Annotated in this window: 12 protein-coding genes; 7 read left to right on the top strand and 5 right to left on the bottom strand. The window is 67.8% G+C overall.

The features are described from left to right. Window positions 1-170 precede the first annotated feature (170 nt). Window positions 171-2,345, top strand: coding sequence for a S9 family peptidase (locus tag E4634_RS03345; RefSeq protein WP_135441195.1), 2,175 nt, complete (start codon window positions 171-173; stop codon window positions 2,343-2,345). Between the two features lie 26 nt (window positions 2,346-2,371). Here E4634_RS03345 and E4634_RS03340 read toward each other — a convergent pair whose 3' ends face one another. Continuing rightward, window positions 2,372-4,465 carry a TonB-dependent receptor gene (locus tag E4634_RS03340; protein WP_240725068.1) on the bottom strand — a complete coding sequence of 698 codons (2,094 nt, stop codon included), beginning with the start codon at window positions 4,463-4,465 and terminating at the stop codon, window positions 2,372-2,374. A gap of 203 nt (window positions 4,466-4,668) precedes the next feature. Here E4634_RS03340 and E4634_RS03335 point away from each other — a divergent pair, with 203 nt between their 5' ends. From E4634_RS03335 to E4634_RS03310, 6 genes are all read left to right on the top strand, one after another. Continuing rightward, window positions 4,669-5,109, top strand: a complete 441-nt coding sequence (locus tag E4634_RS03335) for a BlaI/MecI/CopY family transcriptional regulator (RefSeq protein ID WP_135441194.1) — start codon at window positions 4,669-4,671, stop codon at window positions 5,107-5,109. Next, complete coding sequence (locus tag E4634_RS03330) at window positions 5,102-6,022, top strand: M56 family metallopeptidase (protein WP_135441193.1); 921 nt, start codon at window positions 5,102-5,104, stop codon at window positions 6,020-6,022. Before E4634_RS03335 ends, E4634_RS03330 begins: the two co-directional genes overlap by 8 nt. 76 nt (window positions 6,023-6,098) lie before the next feature. Then, window positions 6,099-6,449 (top strand): Rieske (2Fe-2S) protein, encoded by a 351-nt coding sequence (locus E4634_RS03325; protein WP_135441192.1) that lies wholly within the window; start codon window positions 6,099-6,101, stop codon window positions 6,447-6,449. A gap of 185 nt (window positions 6,450-6,634) precedes the next feature. Next, window positions 6,635-8,041 carry an aromatic ring-hydroxylating oxygenase subunit alpha gene (locus E4634_RS03320; RefSeq protein WP_135441191.1) on the top strand — a complete coding sequence of 469 codons (1,407 nt, stop codon included), beginning with the start codon at window positions 6,635-6,637 and terminating at the stop codon, window positions 8,039-8,041. Window positions 8,042-8,300: 259 nt separating this feature from the next. Beyond that, window positions 8,301-9,074 carry an SDR family NAD(P)-dependent oxidoreductase gene (locus E4634_RS03315; protein WP_135441190.1) on the top strand — a complete coding sequence of 258 codons (774 nt, stop codon included), beginning with the start codon at window positions 8,301-8,303 and terminating at the stop codon, window positions 9,072-9,074. 36 nt (window positions 9,075-9,110) lie between these two features. After that, window positions 9,111-10,430 carry a cytochrome P450 gene (locus tag E4634_RS03310; RefSeq protein ID WP_135441189.1) on the top strand — a complete coding sequence of 440 codons (1,320 nt, stop codon included), beginning with the start codon at window positions 9,111-9,113 and terminating at the stop codon, window positions 10,428-10,430. Window positions 10,431-10,511: 81 nt separating this feature from the next. Here E4634_RS03310 and E4634_RS03305 read toward each other — a convergent pair whose 3' ends face one another. The 4 genes from E4634_RS03305 to E4634_RS03290 all read right to left on the bottom strand — a co-directional run bounded on the left by E4634_RS03305 (window position 10,512) and on the right by E4634_RS03290 (window position 17,506). After that, the gene (locus tag E4634_RS03305) at window positions 10,512-13,670 is read right to left on the bottom strand and encodes an efflux RND transporter permease subunit (protein WP_206046779.1); all 3,159 of its coding nucleotides are present in this window, start codon (window positions 13,668-13,670) and stop codon (window positions 10,512-10,514) included. A 1-nt stretch (window position 13,671) separates the two neighbouring features. Then, entirely contained in the window at window positions 13,672-14,751 is a 1,080-nt protein-coding gene (locus E4634_RS03300; protein ID WP_135441188.1) for an efflux RND transporter periplasmic adaptor subunit, read from the bottom strand. Between the two features lie 172 nt (window positions 14,752-14,923). Continuing rightward, window positions 14,924-15,169 (bottom strand): ubiquitin family protein, encoded by a 246-nt coding sequence (locus tag E4634_RS03295; protein WP_135441187.1) that lies wholly within the window; start codon window positions 15,167-15,169, stop codon window positions 14,924-14,926. 27 nt (window positions 15,170-15,196) lie between these two features. Further along, window positions 15,197-17,506, bottom strand: coding sequence for a xanthine dehydrogenase family protein molybdopterin-binding subunit (locus E4634_RS03290; protein ID WP_240725067.1), 2,310 nt, complete (start codon window positions 17,504-17,506; stop codon window positions 15,197-15,199). Window positions 17,507-17,509: the final 3 nt, after the last annotated feature.

Here is a 17,509-nt window from a genome sequence, read left to right as displayed (position 1 = left end):
CCTCGCCGCCCCTCTTCACCCCCGCCCTGCACCAGCCAACCACCCGCTGGCCCGTGCGGGAATACGCGTGTCACAGCCGCGGCTTTTCCCTATACTCGACGCGAGTCCGCCAGCACCTGCCAACCCCGGGCAGGCGCGCGGACAGCGTCTTACCCGATGACAGGATACCCATGAAACGACTGACCCTGGCTGCACTGTCCCTGGTGCTGGCTTTCACTGCCGCGTGTACCAGCACCACCACGCAACCCCCGACACCCGCCCTCACAGACACCCTGCAGCCACCCACAGCGGAACGCCGCCAGCACGTGGTGACCTCGCCCCAGGGCGATCGCGCCGATCCCTACTACTGGCTGCGCGACGACACCCGGCAGGACCCGGATGTGCTGGCCTACCTGGCAGCGGAAAACAGCTACACCGAGGCGGTGCTGGCCCCCTACGAGCCGCTGCGCGAGGCCCTGTTCGAGGAGATCGTCGGCCGCCTGAAAAGCGACGACGCCAGCCCGCCCAGCTTCCACAACGGCTACTGGTATTACCGGCGCTACGAGAGCGGCAAGGACTACCCGATCCTGGCGCGCCGGCGCGGCGACATGCAGGCGCTGGAGGAGATCCTGCTCGACCAGAACCAGCGCGCCGCGGGGCACAGCTTCTACCAGTTGGGCGCCTACAGCATCAGCCCGGACAACCGGCTGATGGCGGTGAGCGAAGACGTGGTCGGCCGCCGCCAGTACGTGCTGCGCATCCGCGACCTGCAAAGCGGCCGCTGGCTGGACGATGTGGTCAAAGGCATCAGCCCGGACCTGGCCTGGAGCGACGACAACGCCTCGGTACTGTACATCGAGAACGACCCGGTGACCCTGCTCAGCAAGCGCGTACTGCGCCACCGCCTGGGTGACAGCGGCGCCGACACCGAGCTCTATGCGGAGCCCGACGACAGCTATTTCATCACCCTCTACCGCGGGAAATCCGGCCAGTTCCTGTACATCCTGCTGGAGAGCACCGGGCAGAACGAGGTGCGCTACGCCGCCGCCGACGACCCGGACCTGAACTTCCGCCCGGTGCTGCCGCGCGAGCCGGGGCACATCTACGAGGTCCAGGACCACGCCGGCCGCTTCATCGTATTGAGCAACTGGCAGGCGAAGAACTTCCGCCTGATGAGTGCCCCGATAGCGAGCAGCGCGCAGAAATCCACCTGGCGCGAACTGGTGGCCGGCAGCGCGGACAGCTTCATCCTGGGCTTCGACGTGTTCCGCGACTACCTCGCCCTGAACGTTTACCGCGACGGCCAGCGCAAGATCGAGGTGCGCGGCTGGCGCGGCGGCGAGCCGGTGCTGATCGAGGGCGACCAGCCGGCCTACGCCGTGTCGCTGATCGGTTCCGAGGAATACGACTGGCCCTGGCTGCGCTACTCGGTGGAGACCCTGACCAACCCGGACACCACCGTCGAGTACCACATGGGCAGCGGCGAGCGCCGCGTGCTCAAGGTGGCGCCGGTGGAGGGCGACTTCGACCCCGCGCGCTACGCCTCCGAGTTCTTCTACGCCCCGGCCCGCGACGGCGCCCGGGTGCCGGTGTCGCTGGTCTACCGCAGGGACCTGTACCGCGCCGGTGCAAACCCGCTGCTGGTTTACGGCTACGGCTCCTACGGGGATACCGAGGTGCCGGACTTCTCGGTGGCGCGGCTGTCCCTGCTGGACCGGGGCTTCGTCTACGCCATCGCGCATATCCGCGGCGGCCAGGAACTGGGCCGCGACTGGTACGAGCAGGGCCGGCTGGGCAACAAGATGAATACCTTCACGGATTTCATCGACGTCACCCGCCACCTGGTGCAGGCCGGCTACGGCGCGCCCGACAAGGTGTTCGCCAACGGCGGCAGCGCCGGCGGCCTGTTGATGGGCGCGGTGGCCAACCTGGCACCGGAGCTGTACCGCGGCATCATCGCCGACGTGCCCTTCGTCGACGTGGTGACCACCATGCTCGACGAGAGCATCCCGCTGACCACCAACGAATTCGGCGAGTGGGGCAACCCCAAGTACCAGCCGGACTACGCCACCATGCTCGCCTACTCGCCCTACGACCAGGTGGCGGAGCAGGACTACCCGGCGCTGCTGGTCACCGCCGGGCTGTGGGATTCCCAAGTGCAGTACTTCGAGCCGGCCAAGTGGGTGGCGCGCCTGCGCCACCGCAAGACCGACGACAACTGGCTGCTGCTGCGCACCAACATGGATGCCGGCCACGGCGGCCAGTCCGGGCGCTACCGGCGCTACGAGGAGATCGCCGCGGGCTATGCCTTCATGCTGGCGCAACTGGGTATCGACGACCCGGCGGCGCTGGCGGTTGCGCCCTGACGCCCTCGCCACCGGGCTGCGCGTAACTAGAACTGGTAGCTGATGGCCGCGCGCAGGGTGCGCGGCTCCAGCACGTGGTAGTGGACGTCCTCCACGCCCCCGGCCGGCTCGCCGGGCAGGCGCGAGGCGTAGAAGTAGTCGATGTCGTGATCGTCGCTGTCCAGCAGGTTCAGCGCGTCGAGTGTCACTTCCCAGTGCTCCCAGCGGTAGCCCAGGCGCAGGTTCACCAGGCTGCTGCTGTCGGACTCCACGCTGCCGTCTTCCACCAGCGGGCGCTCGCCGAAGTAGCGCCAGCGCAGGCTGCCAAACGGGCCGTCGCCGGTGTCGAGGCTGATGCCGGCCTGCCAGACCTGCTCGATGGCGCCGGGAATCTCGTCGCCCTCTGGGGCGTCGTCGGTGAATTCCGCGTCGGTCCAGGCGTATTCGAGGTCGAAGGTCCAGTGGTCGCTGATGCGGTAGTAGGCGGTCAGCTCGACGCCCTGGCGCTGTGATTCGCGGCTGGCCTCGGTGGTGCCGGCGTCGCCGACGAACAGCAGCTCGCTGTCCAGTTCCAGCGACCACAGCGCCAGCGAGGTGTTGAGTCGCTCGTTCCAGAAGCCGCGCACACCTACCTCATAGCCCAGGGATTCCACCAGCGGGTCCACCGGCGGCACCGCGGAGCCGTCGATGGGGTCGACCTCGATGGTAGTGCCGCGGGCGTCGTTGGAGTGCAGCCCCTGCCCAATAGACGCGTAGGCCTCCCACTGCGGGTTGAAGGTGTAGATCACGCTGCCCTTGAGCGAGACCTGGTCGGCGTCATTGCCGCCGCCGTTGCCGCGCAGGTCCACGCCGTAGTAGTTTTGCGCCACCCGCGGGTCCACCTCGAAGTCGTAGTAGTCGTAGCGCGCGCCGAGCACGCTGCGCCAGTGGTGGTTCCACTGCAGGCGGTTTTCCCAGTACAGGCCCACGCTGCCTTCCTCCACCGCGTCGCTGCGAATGGCGCCGGCGCGCTGGCGCTGCGCCGTGCGGTACAGGCCCACTTCGTCGATGTCGTCGTAGCGGAACTCGGCGCCAAACCGATTGGTTTGTGCGCGGCCGGCGAGGGTGCCGTCCAGCGTGTACTCGGCGCGCCCGCCGTAGACCCAGCGCTCGTCCACCTGTTCGAACTGGTCGCCGGCCTCGGGGTCGTCGAGGAAGTAGGTGAAGTTGGACCACAGGTCCATCTCGTAGCGAATGGCGTAGGCGGACAGCGCCAGGTGGTCACCGCGCCAGCCGGCGTTCAGGCTGTAGCGGCTGGACTCGCCGCCGACGCTGGTGTCGATGGAGCCCAGTTCATCGATCAGGCCCGAGCGCACCGCGCGCCGGGGAATCTGGTCGGCGCTGTTCCACTGGTTGTCGTAGGCCATGAAGCCGATAGTGGCCTCGCCGCCGGCCACAGGCAGGCTGTAGCGCAACTGCAGGTTGAGTTTCTCGAGGTCCTCGTCGATGTCGCGCCAGGGCCCGGCGTAGCTGTTCAGCTCCAGCGCCACGCCCAGCGTGCCGGCACCGACGCCCACGCTGCCCAGCCCCACCAGCCGGTAGTACTCGTCCTCGCCCGCGGTGATCTCCAGCAGGCTGCGCTCGTACGCGCCGGCGGTGGCGATGCGCGCGCTGCCGGCGCTGCTGAAATCGCCGACATCGGCGTAGTAGGCGCCCTTGTGGTAGGCCAGCGATTCCACTGTCTCGGGAATCAGGAAGTTGAGGTCGGTATAGCCCTGGCCGTGGCCGTGGGTACGCATGTTCACCGGCATGTCGTCGACCCAGGTGGCGAAATCCGTGCCGTGGTCAAGGTTGAAGCCGCGCAGGAAATACTGGTTGGCCTTGCCGGTGCCGCTGTGCTGGGTCACCACCAGGCCGGGCACCAGTTCCAGCACCTCGCCGGTGCGCAGCAGGGGGCGCAGGGCGATTTCCTGCTGGCTCACCAGCCCCTCCGAGGCCGATGAGGCCTCGCCCACAAGGTTGATCCTGCGGCCGGTCACCTCCACCTCTTCCAGCTCGTGTGCCACGGCGCTGGTACTGCCGAAAACAGCGCTGATGCCCACCAGCGAACCGACGACCGAACCCGCCAGCGGACCCGCCCACATAACCGATTTTCGTTGCATTTTGATGTCACCTCACAGACTTGACACGCCCCGCCACCCGGATATTTTAAGGACGTGAGAGGGCGCCAAGACTAGGCCACAGCAATCGGAAATCCAACAATTTTCATGTTATCTATCAATATGTTAGCCGACTCCTTCCGGAATACGGCCGGGGCTCTCCGGGGCTCGCGACCACCGATCCACGATCGGTTTTCGGTGTCACCGTGACGGGCGAGAACCGGCCGCCGCCGGGGGCCAGCAGCAACGCCCTGCCGCGCCTGGGTGAGCTGGAGCTGGCGGTGATGGAAGTGCTCTGGCGCCACCCCGCGAGCAGCACTCAACAGGTGCAGGCGCGCCTGCCGCAGGCCCGGCGCAACAGCCTCAGCACCCTGCAATCCACCCTCGAGCGGCTGCACCGCAAGGGGCTGCTGGGCCGCGAGCGCGAGCGCCAGGCCTACCTCTACCGCGCGCGGGTGAGCCGCTCGGAACTGCTCGGGCGCCTGCTCGGCGGCGTCATCAGCCAGCTGCACGACGGCAGCCTGGACCCGATTCTCGCCAGCTTCGTGGATTTCGCCGAGAACATCGACGACAGCACCCTGGATCGCCTGGACGAATTACTGCAGGCGCGCCTGCGCGCGCGGGATGCGGGAGGATGCGATGACTGAAACACTGCTGTCCGCCGCACTGTGCGCCCTGCTGCTGTGGTGGGTGCTCGCCCTGCTGTGTGCCGCGGCCTACCCGCTGCTGCGCCGGCGCCTGCTGGCGCTGGACCCGGCGCAGGCGGGGAATTTCCTGCTCGCCTACCTGGCGCTGCCGCTGCTCGGCACGCTGGGCGCCTCGCTGTTGCTGTACGGCTCCGCCGGCGCGCTGTTGCTGGTCAGCGACCACTGCCACGCCGGCCAGTGCAGCGACCACGGCCCGCTGCTACGCGGCGCCGGCCTGGCACTGCTGCCGGTGATGGCCTGGTACGCCTGGCGGCTGGTCAACTGTGTGCGCCGGCAATGGTGGCCGGGGTTCGCCCTGGCGCGGCAGTTGCGCTGCTTCGGCCAGCGACGCGGCGCGGCGATCGAGATACCCGCGGCACAGCCGGCCGCCTTTACCCTGGGCTGGTGGCACCCCCGGGTCTACCTGACCAGCGCGCTACTGCAGCGCTGCACCCAGAACGAGGTGGATTGCATCCTCGCCCACGAGGCCAGCCATCACCGCCGCCGCGACAACCTGCGCCAGCTGCTGGCCAATGCCCTCGCCGCACCGGTGCCGCTGCAACTGGCCGCGACGCAACTGGAGGACTTGGCGCTGCTGCACGAACTGGCGGCGGATCGCGATGCGGCGCACAGTTGCACGCCGGAGGCGGTCGCCGGCGCCCTGCTGCGGGTGGCGCGCCTGCAGCGCGCTGCACCGCCCGCCGGCAGCGTCGCCTTCGCCGGCACCCGGATCGAACGCCGGGTCCGCGCCCTGGTGGAAGACCCGCCGCCCGCGCTGCCCCCTACCTGGAGCCTGGCCATTGCCGCCCTGGTGCTCTGCGCGCTGCTGGCGGCCATCAATCCCCTGCACCGGCTGATAGAAACCCTGCCCTGAGCAGCGCCCGCGCGGGGGCTGGATTTTCTCCCCGGCGCGGGTACATTGAAGGGAAGCCAACGCACAGGAGAATAATATGGCCCGGCATACCGTGTGTTCCGAAAGCGAACTTCCCGTCGGCGAGATGCGCACTGTGCGCGCCGGGGATACCAAGATCATCGTCTACCACCTCGAGGACGGCTTTTACGCCACCCAGGCCTCCTGTACGCATATCTTCGCGCCGCTGGGCAAGGGCAAGATCGTCGAGACCTGCCAGGTGCAGTGCCCCTTCCACCGCGCGCGCTTCGATATCCGCACCGGCGAGGTCGTCGAGTGGGCCAACTTCCCGCCCGGCGTGCAGCTGCTCAACGCAGTGCGCGGCGAAAAAGCCCTGCGCACCTTCCCGGTGACGCTGGCCGGCGGCGAGGTTCACGTCGAGGTCGACTGACGCGGCCCGCGAGGGCGCTGTGTGTCACCAGACGAAACAGTACGAATGTGCCCGATTACATTATTGTCATGGGCACTCCATTTGCGCGACGCATGCGCTAACATTGTCACGCAAAGCAGCCTACGCGCGGGGCCGGAACAGTTGCAGGCCCTGCCGAACGATAACTCCAGAGGTACTCGCTCGCCATGAACAAACCGCTCACCAGCCCGCAGTCCATCCCGTTCCAGATCACCGACCCGACGCGCATTCCCACCCAGCGCTACTACGATGACGAATTTTACCAGCTGGAGTGCGAACGCCTGTGGCCCCACGTGTGGCAGATGGCCTGCCGCCTGGAGCAGATACAGAACATCGGCGACTGGGTGGAGTACACCAACATCGGCAAGTCGGTGATCATCGTGCGCACCGCCGAGGGCGACGACGGCGTCAAGGCGTTCCACAACGCCTGCCGCCACCGCGGCGTGCCGGTGACCGAGGGCACCCACGGCAACTGCCGCACCCAGGGTTTCATCTGCCCCTTCCACGGCTGGCGCTGGAACATCGAGGGTGAGAACACCTTCGTCTACGGCCGCCACCTGTTCAACGAGAGCCAGCTGGAGGCCGACGACCTGGCGCTCAAGCCCTGCCGCGTCGAGCTGTGGGGCGGCTGCGCCTTCATCAACTTCGACGACAACGCGCCCTCCTTCCGCGAGTGCATCGGCCCGGTGGCCGACAACCTCGAGGCCCGCGGGATGAGCAAGATGCGCTCCGAGTGGTGGTTCTCCACCGTGCTGCCCTCCAACTGGAAAATCGCCATGGAGGCCTTCCAGGAGGGCTACCACGTGATGCGCACGCACCCGCAGCTGCAGCGCGCACAGCCGTCCCTGTACAACACCCGCTACGGCCACGACACCGGCGGCATCGGCTCGCCGATCAACCCCAACCTGACCGTGCGCCAGAACATCGAGCAGGCGTTCAAGGGCATGGAACTGCTCAGCGAGGGCATGGCCGGCATGATCCACGCCAAGGAAGTGGAGATCGCCCGCCAGTTGGTCGACATGGAACTGCCGGACGACCCGGCGCAGGCGATGATGACCTGGTACGGCGCAGTGGCGGCGCAGATCACCGAACAGCTGAGCGCGCGCGGCGAGCCGGTGCCCAACCTGCTCGACGTGATGCAGAACAACCATGTCGAGGCGGTGGAATTCCTGTTCCCGCACTACTTCCTGCTGCCCACCTTTACCAGCATGTCCTCCTACCGCATTCGCCCGCTGGGGCCGGAGAGCTGTATCTTCGAGATCTGGTCGCTGACCCACTTCCCCGAAGGCCAGGAGCCGGAGCCGCCGATGGAGCCGACGGTACTGCCCTACGACAGCCCCGACTTCCCGCCGATTCCGCGGCAGGACTACTCGAACATCCCCGACCAGCAGCTCGGCCTGCACGCCGAGGGCTTCGAGTACATGCGCCTGTCCGGCCAGATCGAGGGCCTGATCAGCAACTACCAGCGCATCATCGACGGCTACCTGACCGGCGTCGAGGCGGACAAGCTGGCCGCGGCGAACCGGGAACTGGGCGGCAACTTCGACGGCCCGGTCAAGGACCTCGGCTTCTGATCCCGCCCCCCCGGCGCCAAACGCGCCGGGGGCCTGTTCCCGCGACGTGGCCCGGATGGCGGCCGCCCAACGGGCACTTGCACGCGGCCGGACCTACCGCGCAAATAAAACAACTGATGTACCCCCTCCCGCTGGAGGTAAACAGCTGCTTACCTCTATAATCAAAACCTCGTGTCATAAATAGCCCCGGCCGTACCCGACCGGGACCAGCGGGGCACGCTTTCGGCACGCCACAGAATTCGAAAAACAGGGAGTCGAGATGTCAAACACGCTATCGGGCAAAACCGCCCTGGTCACCGGCGGCGCACGCGGCCTGGGCAAGGGCATGGTGGAGCGCCTGGCCGAGGCCGGCGCACTGGTGATCTTCAACTACGCCACGAGCACCGCGGCCGCCGAGGCAGTGGTCGCCGCTGTCGAGGCGCGCGGCGGACAGGCGGTGGCCATCCAGGCCGCGCTCACCGACGATGCTTCCATCACCGCCTTCGCCGCGGCGGTACTGGCCACGCTGGAGGAAAAAACCGGCAGCCGCGAACTGGACATCCTGGTCAACAACATCGGCGGCGGGGTCTACGGCGGTATCGCCACCACCACCCCCGAGGTCTACGACCACACCTTCAACAACAACGTGCGCATCACCTTCTTCCTCACCCAGGCGCTGATGCCACACCTGCGCGAGGGCGGGCGGGTGATCAACATCTCCTCCGCCGCCTCGCGCCTGGCGGGCAAGGACTTCGTCGTCTACAGCATGAGCAAGGCGGCGCTGGACATGTTCACCAAGGTGCTGGCCAAGGAACTCGGCCCGCGCGGCATCCCGGTGAATTCGGTATGCCCCGGCTTCAACGCCACCGACGCCAACGAACACGAGATGAACGACGAGGCGATCCGCAAGCAGATCGAGGACAACACCCTGCTCGGCCGCTTCGGCCAGCCCGAGGACATCGCCGCGATTGTCTACGCCCTGGCCTCGCCGGACGGGCGCTGGGTCACCGGCCAGGTGATCGAGGCCAGCGGCGGTTTCAACTTTCTCTCCTGACAGGCGGCGCGCAGACGCGCCAGGAAGGTCACGACCATGAGCAATAATAACAACCAGCAAGCACCCGCCTCCTGCCCGGTGGACCACGCCAATCTCCCCCTAGGCGAGGCCACCCTCACCGACCCGATCATCCACCAGGACCCGTTCGCGTTTTACCGCCAGCTGCGCGCCGAGGAGCCGATCTACTTCGACCCGGAACTCGGCCAGTACCTGGTCTCGCGCTACGAGGACGTGATGACCATCTCCCAGGACCCGGTCACCTTCTCGGTCAAACACGGCTACGAGGACCAGTACGCCAAGGGCTTCTTCGACGAGTTCAGAGAGATACTGGAACGCGACGGCGGCGGCTTCTTCCCGGACGCGATCATGTCCGACCCGCCCTACCACACACGGGTGCGCAAGCTGCTCGAGGCCGCGTTCACCGCCCACCGGGTCAAGCAGCTGGAACCGCGCATCCGCGCCGTGGTCGGCCAGATGCTCGACGAGCTCGCCGGGCGCGGGCAGATCGACGCGGTGGAGGACTTCGCCATCCCCATGACCATCAGCATCATCTGCGAGCAGCTCGGCATCAGCGAGTACGACCCGCAGAAGATTCGCGACTGGTCCTCCGCGGTGACCGCCCAGATCGGCCGCATGCAGGATCACGAGGGTATGGTGAAGAACGCCGGGCTGATCTGCGAGCTGCAGAATTTTCTCATCGCCGAGATTCGCGAGCGCGAGCGTGAACCGCGCGAGGACATGATCTCCGACCTGGTGCATGCCCGCGCCGAGGACGAGGCGCAGCCGACGCTGAATTTCAAGGAAGTGGTGTCGCTGGTGCGCGCGCTGATGATCGCCGGCAACGACACCACGGCGGCGGCGCTCAGCCAGATGATGCTGTTGCTGGCCACCCAGCCGGACCTGGCGCAATCGCTGTACGAGAACGTCGACGACGAGCGCTACGTGCAGCGCTTCGTCGAGGAACTGCTGCGCATCCAGCCGCCGGTGCACGGCCTGTCGCGGACCACGACCCGGGAAGTGGTGGTGGGCGGCAAGCAACTGCCCGAGGGCGCGCACCTGCTACTGCTCTACGCCTCCGCCAACGACGACGACCGCCAGTTCGAGTGCCCGCGGGAGTTCGACATGACCCGCCGCAACCTCGGCCGCAACGCGACCTTCGGCGGCGGTGTGCATCGCTGCATCGGCAATTCGCTGGCGCGCATGGAACTGAAGGTGGCGGCGCAGGAACTGATCCGGCGCTTCGCGGACATTCGCCTGGCCATCGCGCCGGAGGAGATCCGCTTCCAGCCGACCATCGCCTCGCGCTCGATATCCAGCCTGCCGGTGAGCTACCAGCGACGCCAGCCGCCCGGCTGAGCCGACGCCCGGCCTTTCTCCGCAATCAGCTGGGCGAACTTCGCTGGGCGAACCTGGCCGGGTTACGCTAGCTGACCAGCGCTAGCCGGCCAGCTCCTCCTCCCGACCCTCGCCGCGCCCGACGGCGCGGCCAGCCAGGGCGCGCAGGTCCTGGCCCACGTAGTACAGCACCGGCACCAGCACCAGGGTCACGAAGGTGGCGAACAGCACGCCGAAGGCCACCGAGATCGCCATCGGCTTGACGAACTGCGCGTGGATCGCGGTCTCCAGCTGGATCGGCACCAGGCCGACGAAGGTGGTCAGCGAGGTCAGCACCACCGGGCGGAAGCGGCGCACCGCGCCGTTGATGACGGCGTCCTCCCAGTACTCGCCGCGGTCGTCCAGGCGGTGGTTGATATGGTCCACCAGCACCAGGCTGTCGTTCACCACGATGCCGGTGAGACCGATCATGCCGATCAGCGAGAGGATGCTCAGCGAGTTGGCGAGAATCCAGTGCCCCCACACCGCGCCCACCAGGCCGAAGGGAATCACCGACATGATGATCAGCGGCAGCGCGTAACTGCGCAGCGGGATGGCCAGCGCCGCGTAGATCAGCACCAGCACCACCGCCAGGCCCAGACCCAGCGAGTCGGTGGAATCCGCCTGCGCCTCGGCCTCACCGGACATGCGGTGGGTGATGCCCGGGTGGCGCTCGAAGATCTGCGGCAGCACGCGCTCGACCATCTCCTGGTTGACCTCCGCCGGCTCGACCCGCGCCTTGTCGACATTGGCGCGCACGTTGACCACGCGGTTGCGGTTGAAGCGATTGATCACGCTGACCCCGGTGCGCTCGTTGGCCACGCCGACCACGTCGAAGGGCACCTTGCCGTGCCCCGGCACGTCGATCCACAGCGAGTGCAGGGCCTCCAGCGACTGCCGGCTCTCCTGCGGCAGGCGCACGTAGACGCGCACCTCGTGGCGGCCGCGCTGCACCCGCTGTACCTCGGCGCCGAAGAAGGCCTGGCGCACCTGCCGCGCCAGCTCCGCCTGGCCCAGGCCCAGCGCCTCGCCCTCCGGCGTGACGTGGATATCCAGTTCCGGCGCGCCGGCGTCGAAGGTGTCGCGCACGTCGGACACGCCCTCGAAATCCAGCAGCGCCTGTTTCAGCTCGCGCGCCGCGCTGCGCATCTCCGCAAGGTCCTGCCCGATCAGCTCGATATCCACCGGCACCACCGGCGGGCCGGCGTTGGCATCGAACACCAGGGTCTGCACCCCGGGCAACTCGCCCAGGGCCTCGCGCATCCACGCCGCCAGCTGCACCGAGGTGATTTCGCGCTCGGTGCTCTGCACCAGTTCGACGATCAACTGCGATTCGTTGTCGCTGGTGGCGAGGGTGCGGATCTCGAGCACCACGCCGGTCTCGCTGCCGGTGGTCTCGCGGTAGCGGCGGTCCATGGCCAGCGCCGATTCCTCCAGGCGCACCGCGTACTCGTGGGTCTTCTGCCAGGGCGTGCCGTTGGGCATCTTCAGCTCGGCGGTGACGTAGTTGGAGGCCACATCGGGGAAGAACACGAAGCGCACGATGCCCGAGGGCACCAGCGCCAGGCTGACGATAAGGCCGGAGACGAACACCGCCAGGGTCAGGTAGCGGTAGTTCACTGCGAGTTCCAGCAGGGGGCGGTAGCGCTCGTCGCCCACCCGCTGCAGCCAGCCCGAGCAGCTCAGCTGCAGGGCCTTGAGCTTGCCGCCCAGGGTGCGCTTGTCCGGCGGACCGCTATGGGCGCGAATATGCCGCAGGTGCGAGGGCAGGATCAGCTTGGTTTCCAGCAACGAGAACATCAGGCTGAACACCACCACCGGCACCAGCACCGAGAGGAAGCGCCCCACCCCCTCCGTCAACAGCGCCGCCGGGGTGAAGGCGATCATGGTGGTCAGCGCGCCGAAGATGGTCGCCGTCGCCACCCGGTGCACCCCGCGCACGATACTGTCCACCCCCTGGTGCTCTTCCTCGAGCTGGGCGAAGGCGCTCTCCGCGGTGACGATGCCGTCGTCCACCAGCATGCCGAGCACCAGGATAAAACCGAACACCGAGAGAATGTTGATCGACACGTCGACGTTGAGCAGGTCGATCATCATCAGCGCACCGAGGAACGAAAACGGCACGCCGAGGATCACCCACAGCGCCAGCGAGGTGTTCAGGAACAGGGCCAGGGTGATCACCACCAGCACCGCGCCCTGGGCCGCGCTCTTCAGCATCAGGCCGATCCGGCCCTTGAGCACCACACTGGCGTCCAGCCAGGCGACCAGTTCCACCCCCTCGGGCAGCTCCGCCTGCTTGCGCTCGACGAAGGCGCGCAGGTTCTCGGTCATGGCGAGTACGTCCTGCTCGCCCACGCGGTCGATACGCAGGGTCACCGAGGGCTTGCCGTTGAGGCGGCTGAGCACCGGCTGCTCCTCGAAGCCGTCGCGCACCGTGGCGATGTCGCCGACGCTGATCAGCGTGCCGTCGCTGCGGCTGACCAGCGGGATGGCGGCGAACTCCTCCGCGCTGTAGGCCTGGCCCACGGAGCGCAGGGTGATCGAACCCTCGCGGGTGCGCAGGCGGCCGCCGGGCAGGTCGCGCGAACCCAGGCGCACGGCGTTGACCACGTCGTCGAAGGCCAGGCCATAGCGGCGCAGTGCCGCGTCCGAGACCTCGACGGAGATCTCGTAGTTGCGCGCACCCTCGATCGCCACCTGGGTGATACCCGGGATGAGCAGGATCTCCTCGCGCAGGCTGTCCGCCAGCTCGCGCAGCTGGAACTCGTCGAGCGCGCCGTACAGGCTGACACTCATCGCCTCGCCGCGCTCGATGACTTCCTCGACCACCGGCTCCTCGGCGTCCGCGGGGAAGGAGGCGATGCCATCGACCCGGGATTTCACCTGGGCCAAGGCCTGTTCCATGTTGGCGCCGGCTTCCATCTGCACGTTGACGATGCCGACGCTTTCCATCGCCACCGAGGAGATCTCCTTCACGCCGACGATGTCCTGCACCTCTTCCTCGATGATACGCACGATGCCCGCCTCGACCTCCTCCGGCGAACTGCCCGGGTAGGGCACGGTGACCGTGACCCGCTCCGGCGGGAAGGAGGGAAACACCTCCTTGGTGAGGTCGCTGGTCGCCGCCAGGCCGCCGAGCATGACCACCAGCATCAGCAGGTTGGCGGCCACCGGGTTGTTGGCCATCCATGCAATGACGCCTCTTTCCTGCCCGCTTTGCATCTCAGGAGGCTCCGGCTTCGAGCACCGGCATGCCGTCGACCATGAGGTCGAGGCGGCTCAGCACCACGCGCTGCCCCTCGGCCAGCCCGCCGAGGATCACGGTGTCCTGTTCGCGGCGCAGCAGGGTTACCGGCTGGCGGTGGATGCGCCCGTCGCGCAGCACATACACATAGCTCTCGGCGTGCAGGGCGGAGCGCGGCAGGCGCACCGCGTCGGGGATATCGCTCCCAGAAAATTGCGCCTCGACGAACAGGCCCATGGTCAGCGGCCGGGTATCGCCCGCCTTGTAGGGCTCGTCGACCTCCGCGACCAGGAAATACACCCGGGTCTGCGTATCCACACGCTGCTCCAGGCGCGCCAGCCGCGCCGTCCACTGCGCTTTTTCCGCGCCGAAGTCGGCGCTCAGAGTGGCCGTGTGCCAGCTGCCGTCCGCGTCCGCGCCGTAGTGCAGGAAGCTGACATCCGACGCCAGCACCGGCAGGCGCACCTCGGCCATCTCGATGCCCAGCAGTTTCATCACCGTGACCCCGGCCCACACGTACTGGCCGAGATCCGCGTGCTTGGCGTCGACTACCGCGTCGAAGGGTGCGCTGATGGTGGTGTTCTCGAGGTCGACGCGGGCCTGGCGCAGGCGCGCCTCGGCGGCCTTGACCTGGGCCCTGGCCTCCTCCATGGCGGCCTCCTTCTTCACTACCGAGACTTCCGCCAGCGAGAGCTCGGCGCTGGCCAGAGCGGCCTCGGCGGTGGACACCGCCACCTCGTAGTCGATCGGGTCGATGCGCAGCAACGGCTGGCCGGCGCGCACCTGGGCGCCCTGGCGGAACTCCTCGGCCACCCAGATCACCCGGCCGGCGACCTCGCTGACCAGTTCCGTGGTCCAGCGCGGGGTCACGCTGCCGCGCGAGTGCACCGTGACCGGCACCGGGCCGGGCTGCGCGACAGCGGTTTCCACCACCGGCAGGCTGGCCTCGCGCTCGCGGCGCGGCAGTTCCTCGCGGGACTTGACCATGGCGATAGCAACCAGCACCGCGAGCCCCAGCAGGACCAGCGGCGCGAGCACATTCTTGACGAGTTTTGGCATGAGAGCAGGCTTGAATCCACGGACGACCCACGGCCGTCGTTCGTTTCCGCTGGGCGGGCCGGGCGCGCAGGGCTAGCCCGCACAGGCCCGCCATTATGCACCAGTCCGCGCGCTATCGCGCCCGGCAAATGGCAAAGCAGTATTACAGTGCGTTAAGAAGTGTACCGGGAGACTAGCCCCCGGCAATCCGGGTGACGAACACCAGTTGGCTGTCCTGGCCGAAGGTTTCCAGCATGGGGGTGTGGATGAGCATGCCGTCGATGCCCAGGGACTGTTTGCGGACGGTATCCTCACCCAGGTCGGGGAAGCGCCGGCACAGCTCGGCGAGCAGCGCCGGGAAGTCTTCGGCTTCTACCTCGACCTCCCGCGCGCCGCCAGTGAAGCGCTGCATCTCGGCGGATAAAACGACCTTCGCCAAACCCGGGGCCCGTCGGTAAGCCCCGGTTCAGCCGGCGTCGATCGCCGCCAGCAACTTGGGCGGCGACATCGGCAGGTCGTACAGCAACGTGCCCGCGGCGTTGTTCACCGCGCTGACCACCGCCGGCATGGGCGGGCAGATGGACACCTCGCCCACCCCGCGCACGCCATAGGGGTGCAGCGGGTTGGGCACCTCGACAATGACCGTGTCGATCATCGGCAGGTCCGAGGCCACCGGGATGCGGTAATCGAGGAAGCCGGCATTATCGAGTACGCCGTCGGCGTTGAACAGGTACTCCTCGTTCAGCGCCCAGCCGATACCCTGCACCGCGCCGCCCTGCATCTGGCCCTCCACGTAGGCGGGGTGGATCGCCTTGCCGGCGTCCTGGGCGCAGGTGAAGCGCAGCACATCGACCTTGCCGGTCTCCGGGTCCACTTCCACGTCGCACACGTTCACAGCGAAGGACGGCGCCGAGTTGTGCGCGTGCAGCGAGGCCACCGCGGTCAGCGGCCCGCCGGTGGCGCCGGCGGTCAGGGCGATCTCCGCCAGGGTCAGCACCTTGGCGCCGTCCTTGACCGGGGAGGTACCCTCGATCAGCTCGTCGATACCCACGCCGCAGCGCTCCACCGCCTTGCCGTCCAGCCAGGCGACGTCGTCGATGGACACGCTCCAGGCCGCGGCGGCGCGCCGGCGCAGTTCCTCGACCAGCTTCTCCGCGGCCTGGATCACCGCGCCGCCGGTGGCCAGGGTGGTGCGGCTGCCGCCGGTGCCGTCACAGAAGCCGATGGAGTCGGTATCCACCACCGCCGGGTGCACGGTTTCCACCGGAACGCCCAGCACCTCCGCCGCCATCAGCGCCATGGAGGCGCGCGAGCCGCCGATGTCCGGGCTGCCGGTCATCACGCTGATGCCGCCGTCCGGGGTCACGTGAATGCTGGCGCTGGACTGCATGCCGGCGTTGATCCAGAAGGCGCAGGCCACGCCGCGGCCCTGGTTTTCGCCAAGCGCCGCCTGGTAGTTGGGGTGATCCTTCGCTGCCTGCAGGCACTCCTTCAGGCCCACGGCGGAGAACGGCATGCCGTACAGGGGCACGTCCCCCTCCTGTACCGCGTTCTTCAGGCGGAACTCGATCGGGTCCATACCGATGGCGGCGGCCAGTTCACTGACCACGCACTCCACCGCGGTGAGCGCCTGCGGCGCGCCGGGCGCGCGGTAGGCCCATACTCGAGGCAGGTTAGTGAGCACCTCGCGGCCCTTGCTGCGGATGTTCTCGGCGGTGTAGGGCGCGGTGCCGAACAGCACGCCGGCGAACATCGCGCTGGCGGAGTAGGCGCCGGTATTCATGATCATGTCGGAGTCGATGGCGGTGATGGTGCCGTCCTTCTTCGCGCCGATCTTCACCCGGGTCTCGGAGTCGGACACCGGGCCGGAGGCGCGGAACACTTCCTCGCGAGACATGACGATCTTCACCGGGCGGCCGGATTTTTTCGCCAGCACCGCGGCCACCGGTTCGATGTACACGGTGGTCTTGCCGCCAAAACCACCGCCGATTTCCGAGGCGGTGACCTTGATGTCCTTTTGCGGGATGCCGGTGATCTCCGCCACCAGCAGGCGCACCACGAACGGACCCTGGGTGGTACACCAGATGTCGATGCGGCCTTTCTCGTCGGCCTTGGCCACGCAGGCGTGGGGCTCGATATACGCCTGGTGACACATGGGCACGTTTACCGTGCGCTCGATGACCACGTCGGCGGCGGCAAAACCGGCCTCCAGGTCGCCCTTGGCCATCTCGATCTGCACCGAGACGTTGGAGGGTTTTTCCGGCGGCGGGTCGATACCCACGGTGAAGTTGTCATCGTGCAGCAGCGGCGCATCCTCGGCCAGCGCCGCGTGCATGTCGAGCACCGCGGGCAGCACCTCGTACTCCACCTTCACCAGTTTCGCCGCCTCGGCGGCGATGCGCGGCGAGGTCGCGGCGACCGCCGCCACCGCGTGGCTGTGGTAGAGAACCTTGTCGCGCGCCATGATCACCGGCGAGACGTTCTTCAGCTTCATCTCGATCTCGGCGCCGGGAATCAGCGCCTCGCCCGGCTCCGGCAGGTCGGCGCCGCTCATGGTGGCGAGCACGCCGGGCACTTTCAGCGCCTCACTGAAGTCGATGGACTTGATGCGCGCGTGGGCGTGGGGGCTGCGGATAATGTGCCCGTAGAGCTGCCCCTGCAGGTTCATGTCGGCGCCGTACCTGGCGCGGCCGGTGACCTTGTCCAGGCCGTCCGGGCGCACCGGGCGGGAGCCGACGTGGCGGAACTGGGTCTTTACTGTCATGTCGCTGGTCATGGC

Source organism: Mangrovimicrobium sediminis (assembly GCF_004745945.1).
Lineage (GTDB): Bacteria > Pseudomonadota > Gammaproteobacteria > Pseudomonadales > Halieaceae > Mangrovimicrobium > Mangrovimicrobium sediminis.
The sequence above is the reverse complement of the archived record's forward strand: the minus strand, read 5'-3'. Positions and strand labels throughout refer to the sequence as shown.

Bases quoted from the DNA above. Each gene is read 5' to 3' on its own strand.
- E4634_RS03330 (WP_135441193.1), top strand. From the start codon at position 5,102: ATGACTGAAACACTGCTGTCCGCCGCACTGTGCGCCCTGCTGCTGTGG.
- E4634_RS03290 (WP_240725067.1), bottom strand. From the start codon at position 17,506: ATGACCAGCGACATGACAGTAAAGACCCAGTTCCGCCACGTCGGCTCC.
- E4634_RS03340 (WP_240725068.1), bottom strand. From the start codon at position 4,465: ATGCAACGAAAATCGGTTATGTGGGCGGGTCCGCTGGCGGGTTCGGTC.
- E4634_RS03345 (WP_135441195.1), top strand. From the start codon at position 171: ATGAAACGACTGACCCTGGCTGCACTGTCCCTGGTGCTGGCTTTCACT.
- E4634_RS03310 (WP_135441189.1), top strand. From the start codon at position 9,111: ATGAGCAATAATAACAACCAGCAAGCACCCGCCTCCTGCCCGGTGGAC.
- E4634_RS03305 (WP_206046779.1), bottom strand. From the start codon at position 13,670: ATGCAAAGCGGGCAGGAAAGAGGCGTCATTGCATGGATGGCCAACAAC.
- E4634_RS03315 (WP_135441190.1), top strand. From the start codon at position 8,301: ATGTCAAACACGCTATCGGGCAAAACCGCCCTGGTCACCGGCGGCGCA.
- E4634_RS03300 (WP_135441188.1), bottom strand. From the start codon at position 14,751: ATGCCAAAACTCGTCAAGAATGTGCTCGCGCCGCTGGTCCTGCTGGGG.
- E4634_RS03325 (WP_135441192.1), top strand. From the start codon at position 6,099: ATGGCCCGGCATACCGTGTGTTCCGAAAGCGAACTTCCCGTCGGCGAG.
- E4634_RS03320 (WP_135441191.1), top strand. From the start codon at position 6,635: ATGAACAAACCGCTCACCAGCCCGCAGTCCATCCCGTTCCAGATCACC.